The sequence below is a fragment of the Sediminibacterium soli genome, from assembly GCF_009939225.1.
Classification (GTDB): domain Bacteria; phylum Bacteroidota; class Bacteroidia; order Chitinophagales; family Chitinophagaceae; genus Sediminibacterium; species Sediminibacterium soli.
Window position 1 is genome coordinate 1 of sequence record NZ_JAACJR010000009.1, and the last position, 13,157, is coordinate 13,157.

A 13,157-nucleotide genomic window follows, 5' to 3' on the forward strand; every position below is an offset into this window, starting at 1 on the left:
ATCCCGTCAAATTGGAAGTACTTACCGTACCCGCTGATACTGTGCTAGTCACCGACAGGTTGCTCAGTTGTCCAACTTGTGTAATACCAGCTTGTGTGCCGTTTGACAAACTGCCACTGAATGTTCCACCCTGGATGGTACCGCTTACGCTTAAGTTAGCTAACTGACCAAGGTTAGTGATGTTAGCATTCGTAATATTAGCCGTTGTTGCAGTGATCGTATTTACACCGGCGATATTGGTGAGGTTCGCATTTGTTGCACTTACTGTACCCGCATCAACCGTTCCGGTTACAGACAGATTGTTCAGACCAGTCAGGTTAGAAGTACTTACCGTGCCTGCCGACACTGTGTTCGTAACAGATAAATTAGTTAATTGACCGACTTGCGTAATACCAGCTTGGGTGCCATTTGACAGACTGCCGCTAAACGTTCCGCCCTGGATGGTACCGCTTACACTTAAGTTACCAAGTTGGCCCAGATTCGAGATGTTGGCATTCGTGATATTAGCCGTTGTGGCCGTGATCGTATTTACTCCTGCAATGTTGGTGAGGTTAGCATTCGTTGCACTTACTGTACCCGCATCAACAGTTCCGGTTACAGAGAGATTGTTTAGACCGGTCAGGTTGGAAGTACTTACCGTACCCGCTGACACCGTATTCGTAACAGATAAATTGCTCAATTGGCCAACCTGTGTAATACCAGCCTGTGTGCCGTTTGACAAACTGCCACTGAACGTTCCGCCCTGGATCGTGCCACTCACACTTAAGTTAGCTAACTGACCAAGGTTTGTAATGTTGGCATTCGTGATATTAGCCGTAGTTGCAGTGATCGTATTTACTCCTGCAATGTTGGTGAGGTTAGCATTCGTAGCGCTTACCGTACCCGCATCAACCGTTCCGGTTACAGAAAGATTGTTCAATCCGGTCAGGTTGCCGATATTAGCAGTGGTCGCCGTCAGCGTAGCAGTGCTCACTGCACCGGCTGCAACGGCTCCACTCACCGCCAGACCCTGCAGACCGGAAAGATTCGTAATATTTGCACTCGTAGCCGTTAATGCAGCCGTACTGATCGTTCCTGCGGTTACCGCTCCGGTTGCACTTAGCTCCGTTCCACTGAACTTGCCGCCACCGATCGTACCACTGACATTCAGATTCGCAAAATTACCCGTCGTTGCCGTTACCGTATTCGCGGCAACCGTTCCGGTTACCGTCAGGCCCTGCACACCTGTCAGGTTGGTAATATTTGCATTCGTGGATGTCAGCGTAGAAGTGCTCACCGCACCTGCTGCAACGGTTCCGCTCACCGCCAGACCCTGCAGACCGGAAAGATTCGTAATATTTGCACTCGTAGCCGTTAATGCAGCCGTACTGATCGTTCCTGCAGTTACCGCTCCGGTTGCACTTAGCTCCGTTCCACTGAACTTGCCGCCGTTGATCGTGCCGGTTACATTCAGATTCGAAAAATTACCTGTCGTGGCCGTTACCGTATTTGCTGCGGCCGTACCGCTTACCGTCAGGCTCTGTAAACCCGCAAGATTGGTAAAATTCGCATTGGTGGCACTTACGGTATTGGCAGTCGCCGTTCCCGCTACCGACAAATTATTCAACGTTCCCAGTTGCGTTATAAAAGGCTGGTTCTGGGTGGTGATCGTAGCACTCAGGGTATTGGCAGAAATATTATTGGTGACCGTTAAGTTGGCAAGTCCGCCAAGATTCGTTACCCTGGCCGTATTCACACTCAGTATATCCGCCTGTACGGTGCCCGTCACCGATAAATTGCCAAGCTGTCCCAGCGCAGTGATGTTTGGCTGCACGGCAGTTGTGATCACACCACCCAATGTGGTTGCCGTAACAGCTCCGGATGCAACCACCGATTTGGGTGTGATATCACCCAGACCGATATACAAAGTGGGCGCACTCGTAGGACTCACCACTGTGGCCGAAATACCATTTGAAGGAACAACAGACAAGGCAGAAAGACTGTTTTTACGCATATAACCGCTCAGCATCTGCGCGGTATCGCTCAGTTTTAACAACCCGCTCAGCATACTGGCCGTATCGCTCACAAACAGGATATCGTTAGAGGATATTTTCCGCAGCGAACCGTTCACGATCGTTACCAGCGAATCGGTGCGCGCACCGGTTACCACATTGAAATTAAGATTGGAGGAAGGCACTTTCCGCAACACACCGTTTACAATCGTTACGATCGAATCGGTTGACTGTCCGTCACCGATATTGTACGAAAGACTGCCGGCCGCCACTTTACGCAGCGTACCGTTTACGGTGGTTACCACCGAATCCATCGGGCTTCCGTTACTCAGCACAAAGTTGAGGTTATTGGCGGGCGCCCATTCCGTTCCGTTCCATTGAAGCACCTGGCCGGTGGTGGGCACGGTATTCGAGAGCATTCTTCCCATCAGCCGGTTGGCATTCCACATGGCAGAATCGTAGTTGGCCTTTACCTGCCATTGCGTTCCGCCCGTATTCGTTACAAAAATGCTCCGGTTAGCATCACTGCCGATCTGTATATCGCCTACCTGGCCGTTCAGCGTGGTCACACCTCCGTTAAACGTGCCGAAAGTGATCCATTTGTTGGCCTGGCGGAAATAGAAAGTATTGTTGTTCTTACCATAGATCAGCATACCGTTTACGGGCGACACAATCTTTGTAGTGTCATCCACCCTCGATATCAACAAAGCCCTGGCCGCGGCATCAATCTGCAAGGCAATGCTGGTGTCATTGAGCAGTTGACTACTTCCGATGATAATGCCTTTCGCATTAACGATATAATTATTCTGCATACGCAGGGTATCCTTGGCCTGGTGCGTGCCCAGACCATCACCCAACCGCTGGGCGCTGGCATTGAATACGAACGAAAGGACTATACCCGCCACCAGCAGGATACGTTTTCCAAACTTTCTTTGTGTGTTGATGTGTGCCACTTGGATATTGTTAAATCAGTTAATGCGAATTCCGTAAAAGCGAAAAATGTTATTCTAGTTCTATTTGATCACGATAATCTTGTATTCACTCCCCTTCACATCCACCGGCTGCTCCGTGAAATTGGCAAACCGGATCTTTACCGTACCCGCTACGGAAACCCAGGCATTGTACACAGCCCAGTTCCGGTAATCGCCCTGCGCAGTCACCACGATCGGATCACCCGGCATCACACCGACTACCTGTACATCCACCACCGCCGTGGTATTGGGCTGTATGCTCAGGTTATTACCCGTTGATGTGGTTAAACTGAAATTGGTGACATTGGTAACCGTCTGGTTGGCGGCCTGGGGCAATGCCCAGTTCACATTGCCAAGACTGTCTGTTACCAGGAAGGTGTTCTTGGGGCCCGCCGTAATACTCGTATTCACATTGGTTACGCTGGCATTGCCGGCAAACAAAGCATAGGGTACACTCATCAGCTGGTTGGTGCCAATGTCTACATAGTTATTCGCCGCCACCCACCAGGATGCCGGAATAGAAGGAGACACAGCAATCTGCACATTGACAAAGAACGGACCGTTGGCCCAGTCCAGATCGCCAAGCGTTCTGGCAGGCTGCGTTGCCGCAATGGAACCAAGCCCGATGTTAACGGTATAGATCCCGTCTTCATTCGTGGTGGTTTCAAACGATTCGTTCCATACCCTGGTACCGTTGATCCTTCCCTGGATAAGCGCCACTTTTACAAACACTTTCCTGTTCTTGGCGGGATTGCCCACATTGTCTTTGGCAACCGCCTGAAAAGGCATTGCGGCCGGTGGCTGTGCAACCAGGGTTCCTGCCAGTAACAACAACGGCAGGATCAGCAGTTTTTTGATGGCATTTGTTTTCATGTTTGTGTTTTTAGGAATGCAGGGCATTCCGGTTAAATGGTTTTTCATAGGACACTGCTTTCAAAAACAGGTTTTTCATAGGATAAGGCTTCTAAAACTGTTTACCGGAACAGTGATGGGTTTTCATAGGACACTGCTTTCAAAAACAGTTTTTCATAGGATAAGGCTTCTAAAACTGTTTGCTGAAACAGCGATGGGTTTTCATAGGACACTGCTTTCAAAACAGTTTTTCATAGGATAAGGCTTTCAAATCAACCCGGCAGGTAGCCTCCTGCCTGCATTCCCGGCGTAACCGAACCCGATGCCAAGATGCTATTAAATATGTTGCTGATACACCTGAACTTAACCGAAAAATAAGTAGTGAATCAACTACAGATTTTTCACTACATGCTTCGGGCCGCCCCCTTCTTTCCTACATCTTCATCAGCTTCAGGCTGTATCGCTGGTTCATGAAATCTATCAACACCGCGTAGGTACCCACCGCATAGCTGGCCGCATTTACCTGGTAGCCCGCTTTCAGCTCTTTTATCGGCACCATCTTGCTGAACATCATCTTGCCATCCATACTGATAATGCGTATCTGGCAAGACAGGTTCTCATCAAACTGACCGCTGCATTTGATGGTAGCAGGACCATGTGTCGGGTTGGGATAGATATTCAATGAAATGGAAAACTCTTCGATAGTGGCAACCGGCGGCGTTTCCTTGCAGCCGTCGTTAAATGCACCCTTGCCGCTGTTGGCAACCATCATGGCAGAAAGACCCGAGCTGCTTACCACACATTTACCGCCATCCACAATGATCGGGTTGCTCGAAAACGTGGCGCCGTTAGACGACCCGGCCATCGGTACCATGCTGAATACCATCTGTGTCTTGCCATGTACAGCGGCAAGCACCAGGATCAGGATGATATAGACAGCTTTGTTAATACGCATTGTACAGCTCTTCCACTTTCGCGTTATTCTGCACGTAGTACAGGTTCAGCGTATTAGCAGTTAATGTGATGATGGTGTAATCGCGGTAGCCAAAACCCGTTCCGCCAATCTGCTGAAAAGTTTCCTGCAGGGCAGCAGCGCCTTTCATGTTCCAGTCGCCGAAATAATTATCCGAATCGGTAAAAGTGCCCTGCACTTTGCTCGGAGCGGGCATGGTGTAGGTCTTGGTATACTGAGCCTGGGTAGTGGTAAGTGTTTGGGGAATGTTATTGACTTTAACAGCTTTGAGCTTCCATACCCTGTTGCCGGTTCCGGTAAGCAATTGCGCAGCCTGCTCTTCCTTGCTGAGAGACGGACCATCGTTTTTTGTGCAGGCACTGAAGACCGCAACAATAACAAGCGCAACAATCAGATAAGCCGTTTTCATGTTTGCCTTGGGGGGCTTTGGGTTTTGACGGGATGGTCTCCCGGCGGATCGGCCTTGTGAAGGGATTTGGCTCAGAACCTTTTAGACGTTTTCCCGGAAGAGGGGTGGGAATGTCTGGATCGATCAAAAGCTGCTATACCTGACATGGCCAGCTTTCAATGGATATAGGATTTTTACACGGACAAATCTGTCCGCTGGATATGGTTGCTTCACCGGGTAGTGAATGCACTACAAATATAGGCTTAATTTTTAGGTTTGTAGTGTTTTATCTACAGATCATAGAGGTTTTACGATGTTTTGTAGACAACTTATTATTAACGCATTCATAATTAACTTATTACAAAATAAATAAAATGCTTAAAATACACTTAAAAAAACAGGAAAAACGGGGAAAATCCCGTTGCGGGATAGAATAGCAGAAAAACAGGGGCAAAAAAACAGGCCCTTTTCAAGGGCCTGCAACGGATTTGATATAGTAATTCAACTACACTTTGAAATGTGAGAAAGCCTTGTTGGCTTCTGCCATACGGTGGGTATCTTCTTTCTTTTTGAAAGCCGCACCTTCCCCTTTTGCAGCTGCGATGATCTCGTTGGCCAGTTTCTCAGCCATGGTACGACCATTGCGCTCACGGCTGTAACGGATCAGCCATTTCATGCTCAAAGAGATCTTACGGTCTGCACGAACCTCTGCAGGGATCTGGAAAGTGGCACCACCGATCCTGCGGCTGCGAACCTCAACAGCGGGTGTTACGTTCACGATCGCTTTCTTCCAGGTTTCATAACCGTCTTCGCCAGTTACCTGAGACACTTTGTCAACCGCATCGTAGAAGATGTTGATCGCAGTGCTCTTTTTACCCTGCCACATCAGGTTGTTGATAAAACGGGTAACCATTTTATCATTGAAACGGCCATCGGGCGCGAGTGGTAATTTCTTGGCTTGTGCTTTACGCATGATCTTGTATATTAATTAATTATATTATTTTTTAGCTTTCTCTTTCTTCGTACCGTATTTAGAACGGCTCTTCTTGCGGTCTTTTACACCGGCTGTGTCCAGGCTGCCCCTTACAATATGGTAACGTACACCCGGCAGGTCTTTTACACGACCGCCACGGATCAGTACAATAGAGTGCTCCTGCAGGTTATGGCCCTCACCCGGAATATAGGCGATCACCTCAACCTTATTGGTCAAGCGCACTTTGGCCACTTTACGAAGGGCAGAGTTTGGTTTCTTGGGAGTGGTGGTATACACCCTGGTACATACGCCACGACGCTGCGGACATGCATCCAGTGCCCTTGATTTACTTTTAGCCCTGATGATTTCGCGGCCTTTTCTTACTAATTGCTGTATTGTAGGCATTCTAATCCGTTTAAAAATTCGGACGGCAAAGGTAATGGCTGATTCTGAAAATCCAAAAAGTTTTCCCAAGAGTTTTCCCCTTTAACAGGGTTTTCGGCCTGTATCCGCATCAAATCTTCGTTCCTGCCAGTAAAACCCGGTCAAAAATACGCAATCCCATACCCGTTTTATGGCCGTTTCCGCGATTTCGACAGCAGTCTATTAGCCATCCCGGATACATTAGCAGCCCCCTTCACTGAAACCATTTGTTTACGAAAAACAGGCCGTTATGCTAAAATGGTTACCCCTTACCTGGATATGGGCAGGATCGATCGCCGGGCAGTCTCCGGCAGCGGCGCAGTCCGTCACCTACCAGACTGCCGGAACGGTGTATACCCAATCCTTCAACGACCTGCCATCCGCAGGCGGCCCGGCACTTTCCGGCAAGGGCCCTTTTGATCTTTCGGCCGCGCCGTTCTCCCTTGCCTCCTGCAGGGGCTGGCAGCTGTGGATGACCGCGGGCAGCAATGCCAACGCAGCATTTGCAGCAGCAACGGGTTCGTCAACCGGCAACGGCGTATACAGCCTGGGCGTTTCGGGCAGTACCGACAGGGCCCTGGGCTCCCTGTCTTCCAGCACCGGCGTCTACACCATAGGCCTGCTCCTTACCAATGCCACCGGCCAGCTGCTGAACCGTTTCCAGGTATCGTTCACCACCGAGCAGTGGCGCAGGGGCGGCTCGGGTAATAAGAACACCTGGACATTCAGCTATAAAACGGGATCGTTCACCCATATTGCCCAAAACGGAACCATCGCCAGGCCGGAACTGAATATGCAGTCGGTCATCACCGGCACAGCTGCGGGCAGTCTTAACGGCAACCTGGCAGAGAACCGTCAGCAGGTCTCGTTTACGATCGACAACATCCTCTGGAAACCCGGCGAACAACTGCTGCTCCGCTGGGATGATGCCGACGAACCCGGCAGCGATGATATCTGTGCGCTGGACGACCTGAGTTTTCGCGCAGAGCTGGTCAGCGGCCCTCCCTCGGCAGCTGCACTGCCTGCACAGTCGGTTACCACGGCTTCCGCAACCGTCTATGCAAGGGTTGACGGGCATTTTGGCGGCACAAGGGCAAAATTCATCACAGACACCAGTCGCTATTTTCTGCGACCGGATACCGCAACGGCAACGCCGGACAGCATCCCGCCCGGATCGGGTCTTACCACGGTATATGCCGATCTAAGCAGGCTGCAAACCAATAGCACCTATTATTATTTTTTACTGGCTTCCAACCAGAACGGCGTTGTACGAAGCGATACGCTCCCTTTCACCACCCGGGCAGGTCTGCCAATCGTCAGCACCCTGGCACCGGTTGCGCTAACACCGGCGATCGCCGAGGTAGGTGGCCGCCTGCTGTCAACGGGAGGAATGCCCGTAACAGGCAAAGGCATTAACTGGTGGTTCACCAACACGGCCGACAGCAACGGCAATACCCTGACGATACGCGACACAGCACCGGTCTACAAAGGAAGACTATACGGTTTGCCAAGGGGTATCGTTGTCTATACCCGGGCCTGGGCAACAAATGCAATGGGAACGGCTTACGGGCAGACAGAATCGTTTCGCATTCCACCGGACTCCATACCACCGGTTATCACGCGCATCGATCTTCCGCGCAATAAGACCTATATCGCGGGAGACAGCCTGCATTTCTGTTTTCATTTCAGTGAACCTGTTTTTATCACCCAGGCCGGAACAGCGTGCTCCTTTTCAATGACGCTTGGCTTCCGCACCAAAACAGTTATGTATGTTGCCGGCAGCGGAACCGATAGCCTGCTGTTCCGGTATATTATTCAGCCGGGAGAATCGGACGGGGACGGCATACGCATCGGCAGTCCTGTTGTCTTTGCTAACGGCGAGATCCGGGACAGTTCGGGTAACAAAGCGGTTACCAGCTACAGTTTTCCCTCTCTGGCTGGCATACGGGTAGATGCTGTAGCACCAACGGTAACAGCCGTTAAAACACCCCCTGCGGGAAATTACCTCACCGGCAATATGCTGGATTTTATTGTCGGCTACTCGAAGAAAATCTGGCTGCTTCCGCCGGACAGCAGTCTCTCCCTCTCACTGCTGATCGGCGACAGCCTGCGCAGGGCGGAATACCTAAGCGGTTCGGGCAGTACCGCACTGCTGTTCAGGTATGCTGTACAATATGAAGACGTTGATAAAGACGGCATCAAAATACTGTCTCCGCTTACCGGCAACCTGCAGCTACTCGATGAATACGGCAATAACGCATCATTTCAGTTAAACAATATAGGCGCTTTGAGTAAGGTGCTGGTTAACCCGCCCTCCATTGCTGTCACACAGGTACTGGTGCCCGATAATGGCTGGTATAAAGCGGGCGACCCGCTGCTGTTCTGCGTAAATACCAACGCACCGGTTTGGGTAACCACCGCCGGCGGAACGCCTTTGTTGAAATTTACGGCAGGCACAATGCCGAAGCAGGCTTATTACAGCGGCGGATCAGGCACTGCCGCGCTGTACTTCACGTATATTGTTGAACCCGGAGACCTCGACACAAACGGTATTGCGCTGAACACCACACTGGCATTTAACAATGGACAGGTAACAGACGAAAGAGGCAATAAGCTGCCTGCAACGCTCAACCAGGTGCCATCCACTGCCGGTATCCTGCTGGACGGCAGTAACCCGCAGGTAAAAAACGTGGTAACGCCGGCAAAGAAAACATACCGGATCGGCGACACACTTTTGTACCAGCTCATCTTCAGCGAAAACATCCTTGTGCGGAAATCGGCAGACACACCCTATCTCGGGTTGCAGGTGGGCGTCTTCAAAAAGAAAGTTTTTTACGAGTCATTTGACGGGTACGCCACGCTGCGGTTCCGTTATATCGTTGCGGATGGCGATATCGATAAGAACGGTGTATTTATCGATACCCTGCTCAGTCGCGCACCGCAATCGCTGACGGATCCGGCCGGCAATGACTGTTATCCGGTATTGCGGAATATCGCTGCGCAATCGGGTATTAAAATCGACGCTGTTGCACCCGCATTTGTTCGTGATACCGATAGCGCCGAAACATGCCAGGGGGGAGCCATTCTGCTGCAGTCGTTATTGCAGGTATCCGACAGGGAAGACAATGAAACCATCAGCTGCACAATCACCACAACCGGCAACGGGTCTGTTACCGAAAGCAGTATTACCCTGTACAGTAACGGGAATATTGTTACGCCCCGTAAACTCAGCTACACTCCCGCGCCGGGGTTTGCGGGAGTGGATTCTGTTTCTGTTGACATAACCGATGGCATTTACCGTTCGACGAAAAAGATTTTCATCACTGTGCTGCCACCGATCCGGAACAACCTTATTGCAGGCGCACAAACCATCTGCAGCAACAGCGCGCCCGATCCGCTGCAGGGATCCATTCCTGCAGGCGGTAATGGCCGTTACGGGTTTGTATGGGAATCGTCCGATAACGACAGCTCGGGGTTCAACAGGGCCACGGGTGTAAATGACACCCTTGCATTTTCGCCGGGAAGGTTATCCGCCGGCACCTGGTTTCGCAGGAAAACGATGTCCGGTCCCTGCGAAGCCGTTTCCGCGCCGTTGCTGATCACAGTACGAAAAAACGGCCTGTGGACGGGCGGCTACGACAGCAACTGGCATAATCCGAATAACTGGTGCAACAACCTGGTTCCCGACAGCGCAACGGATGTGCTGATACCTGCGCAAACGCGGTACATGCCCACCATTGCAGAACCTGCTTTTTGCAGAGATATCCGGGTGGGCGGACGCGCACAGCTGAACATCGGCCATAGCCTGTCTGTTTCTGGTAATTTACAAGCAACCAGCAGTGCACTGTCGGCAAATGGCACACTTGTTTTTACGGGTGAAACAAAGCAATGGCTATCCGGCGGTGTATTCAGCAGCAACCGGCTCGGAAACCTTATCGTGGGCAATGCCGCAGGACTGGAGATCAGCGACACCCTCGAAATAACAAACCAACTGGTTTTGCGGAACAAAGGCCTGCTGATCACCAACGACCACTTATGGCTGGGCCCCCAGGCCGTCATCGGCGGTTCGGATGAACAGTCCGGCATACTTGGCAATATTCATCTGCGTAGAAAACTGCCTGTGAAAAAAGACAGCTGGCAATTCATCGGGCATCCTTTCACGCAGGGCATCCCGCTTTCCATGATCTGCGACAGCATCGATGTTTTTGGCGATAACGGCATCGCCAACGGTTTCAGTCCTTCTGCCGCCAACCTGCCTTCCGCATTTCATTACGACCACCGCAACGGCACCGATTCAACAGGTTTTGACAATGGATGGATCGCCTTCACCGATACAAAACACACGCAGGGCAACGAATGGAGTTCTTTCTCGGGGATTCGTTTACTGACCACAACAAAAAAGCAACAGCCGCTGGCAAATGACTCGCTTTTATTTTTGTTACATGGCCCCGTCAATACCGGCCAGCAATCGGTCATACTGCCCGGAACCGCAAACGGCCATTACCATGTATTATCAAACCCCTACCCCTGCCCGATCGATCTGTCGGGCTTATCCGCAGGTTCCGCTATCAGCAACTGTTTCTGGTATTGGCATCCGGGCATTGGTGTACAGGGCGCTTATCTGGCCGTGCCATTCGGACAACCCTTTATCCTTCCGGTGCTGGGAACTTTTATCGTCAGAAGCAGCGATAGCAGCAGTAATGCCCTGTTGTTTACCGAACAGATGAAAACAACCGGCCTTCCCGATACTTCCTGGACTGTCGGCTCCTTTGCAGAACCGTTTATCGAGCTGCGTTTATTCAGCAACCGCCGCTTACTCGACCGCCTGCTGTTATGGGGCATAGACAGCGCCCGGCAGGGTTTTGACAGGATGGATGGCGAAAAATTCCCGAACCCCGGCGCCAATCTGTACAGTCTTTCGCGTGAACGAAAAAAGTTATCAGTTGATGCCAGGCGATTCTCCGGCGAACTGGTTATTCCGCTGGGCATCCAGCCCGGTCAGCCGGGAAAATACAGGATACAGATCGCTGCCATGCGATTACCGCCGACCAATGCCTGGCAGCTGCACGACCGTTACCTGAAAAAATGGGTATCGCTGCAAAAAGACAGCAGCTATGATTTTGAAACAACCATCGATACCGCCAGTTTCGGGGAACGGCGTTTTGAAATCGCTGCGTACTACCGGGAGCCGGATACCGCCACCGCAACAAGGCTTGTTATGCAGCTGTCGCCGGTTCCGGCGAATGGGTTGCTCCAAATACGATTCAATACCTGGGACAAGGGCAGCACGTTCATCCGTTTGTTTACAACCGACGGACAGCAGTTACGAAAGCAATACCTGGGTGTTACCAACCGCGGTGACATACAGATGGGTATGGCAGAGCTTACACCCGGTGTTTACCTGCTGGAACTGCGGTGCGGAGAACAGGTGGCAACACGTAGCTTCCTGAAACAGTAAAGCCGCGTACCCGTTTATAACCGGTACGCGGCTTATGCGTTTGATGGGCAGTGTTACCCGTTTACTTTTACCATCCAGCCATGCGTGTCGGCTGCCTTTCCTTCGCGGATGGCGGTGAGCCTTTTCTTGAGTTCACGCGCTGTGGCTGCGTTATCGGTATCAAAGTTCATGACATAGTCTTTGTACTTCAGTTCCTTGATCATGGAAATGGTGGCCGCGGTGCCGGTACCGAATACCTCGCGCAGTCCGCCTTTCTTATGCAGTTCTATCAGTTCGTCGACCGATATTTTTCTTTCCACCACGTCCAGTCCCATTTCCTTCAGCACCACGATCGCACTGTCGCGGGTAACACCGGCAAGAATGGTTCCGTCTTCCAGAGATGGCGTGATGGCCGTGTTACCGGCAATAAAGAACACGTTCATCGTACCAACTTCCTGCAGGTATTTGTGTTCGAATGCATCCGTCCACAACACCTGGTCGTAGCCCTGTTTTTTGGCCATAGCGGTGGCCAGCATACTGCCGCCGTAATTACCGGCGTTTTTGGCAAAACCCACGCCACCCGGAGCGGCGCGTGTGTATTTTTCTTCCACGTAAATTTTCATCGGCGCAGCATAGTAAGGACCCGTTGGACTGAGCAGTATGATGAACTTATAGCTGTCCGAAGGTTTTACCCCGATCATAGAATCGGATGCAAACATAAACGGACGGATATACAGCGAATGATCCGGCAGAGACGGCGCCCATTCCCTGTCTACATGGATCAGCATACGCATACCGTCCATAAAAATATCTTCGGGCACAACGGGCATATTCATGCGCTCGGCCGATAAATTGAACCGTTTGAAATTGTCTTCGGGTCTGAATATCGACACCTGCCCGTCTGGGCTCCTGTAGGCCTTGATGCCTTCAAAGATGGCCTGTCCGTAATGCAGCGCCGCGGTGGATGGCTCCAGCAACAGGGGCTGGTAGGGCTTGATCTCCACATTTTTCCATTCACCATTCTCATAATCGGCCTCCAGCATGTGGTCTGTGAAATGACGGCCAAAAGGAATGTTCTCCAGGTTGATGTCTTTCAGCCTGCTTGTTTCTACTTTTGTGATCGTAATGTCGAGCGCTCCTACCATAGTT

General features: G+C 51.2%; 8 protein-coding genes. 1 reads left to right on the forward strand and 7 read right to left on the reverse strand.

The genetic code is table 11. The annotated features are described in order from the left end of the window. The 6 genes from GWC94_RS14730 to rpsL all read right to left on the reverse strand — a co-directional run. On the reverse strand, positions 1-2,944 hold a 2,944-nt coding region (locus tag GWC94_RS14730; RefSeq protein ID WP_161835853.1), incomplete at its 3' end, for a beta strand repeat-containing protein. A 60-nt stretch (positions 2,945-3,004) separates the two neighbouring features. After that, positions 3,005-3,835, reverse strand: coding sequence for a hypothetical protein (locus GWC94_RS14735; RefSeq protein ID WP_161835854.1), 831 nt, complete (start codon positions 3,833-3,835; stop codon positions 3,005-3,007). Positions 3,836-4,247: 412 nt separating this feature from the next. After that, positions 4,248-4,769: a T9SS type A sorting domain-containing protein gene (locus tag GWC94_RS14740; RefSeq protein WP_161835855.1), complete on the reverse strand. Its 522-nt coding sequence runs from the start codon at positions 4,767-4,769 to the stop codon at positions 4,248-4,250. Beyond that, a complete protein-coding gene (locus GWC94_RS14745; protein WP_161835856.1) occupies positions 4,759-5,196 on the reverse strand; it encodes a hypothetical protein in 438 nt (145 codons plus the stop codon). Before GWC94_RS14745 ends, GWC94_RS14740 begins: the two co-directional genes overlap by 11 nt. Before the next feature lie 484 nt (positions 5,197-5,680). Then, positions 5,681-6,148 (reverse strand): 30S ribosomal protein S7, encoded by a 468-nt coding sequence (rpsG, locus tag GWC94_RS14750; protein ID WP_161835857.1) that lies wholly within the window; start codon positions 6,146-6,148, stop codon positions 5,681-5,683. Between the two features lie 24 nt (positions 6,149-6,172). Further along, entirely contained in the window at positions 6,173-6,553 is a 381-nt protein-coding gene (gene rpsL, locus GWC94_RS14755) for a 30S ribosomal protein S12 (RefSeq protein ID WP_026767866.1), read from the reverse strand. Between the two features lie 268 nt (positions 6,554-6,821). On the opposite strand from rpsL, the gene GWC94_RS14760 reads away from it, so the two are divergent. Further along, entirely contained in the window at positions 6,822-12,029 is a 5,208-nt protein-coding gene (locus GWC94_RS14760) for an Ig-like domain-containing protein (protein WP_161835858.1), read from the forward strand. Positions 12,030-12,082: 53 nt separating this feature from the next. Here the strand turns inward: GWC94_RS14760 and GWC94_RS14765 are convergent, their stop codons facing one another. Then, entirely contained in the window at positions 12,083-13,153 is a 1,071-nt protein-coding gene (locus GWC94_RS14765; protein ID WP_161835859.1) for a branched-chain amino acid aminotransferase, read from the reverse strand. Positions 13,154-13,157 lie beyond the last annotated feature (4 nt).

Coding starts and splice junctions, on each gene's coding strand:
- rpsL (WP_026767866.1), bottom strand. CDS start 6,553: ATGCCTACAATACAGCAATTAGTAAGAAAAGGCCGCGAAATCATCAGG.
- GWC94_RS14740 (WP_161835855.1), bottom strand. CDS start 4,769: ATGCGTATTAACAAAGCTGTCTATATCATCCTGATCCTGGTGCTTGCC.
- GWC94_RS14735 (WP_161835854.1), bottom strand. CDS start 3,835: ATGAAAACAAATGCCATCAAAAAACTGCTGATCCTGCCGTTGTTGTTA.
- rpsG (WP_161835857.1), bottom strand. CDS start 6,148: ATGCGTAAAGCACAAGCCAAGAAATTACCACTCGCGCCCGATGGCCGT.
- GWC94_RS14745 (WP_161835856.1), bottom strand. CDS start 5,196: ATGAAAACGGCTTATCTGATTGTTGCGCTTGTTATTGTTGCGGTCTTC.
- GWC94_RS14765 (WP_161835859.1), bottom strand. CDS start 13,153: ATGGTAGGAGCGCTCGACATTACGATCACAAAAGTAGAAACAAGCAGG.
- GWC94_RS14760 (WP_161835858.1), top strand. CDS start 6,822: ATGCTAAAATGGTTACCCCTTACCTGGATATGGGCAGGATCGATCGCC.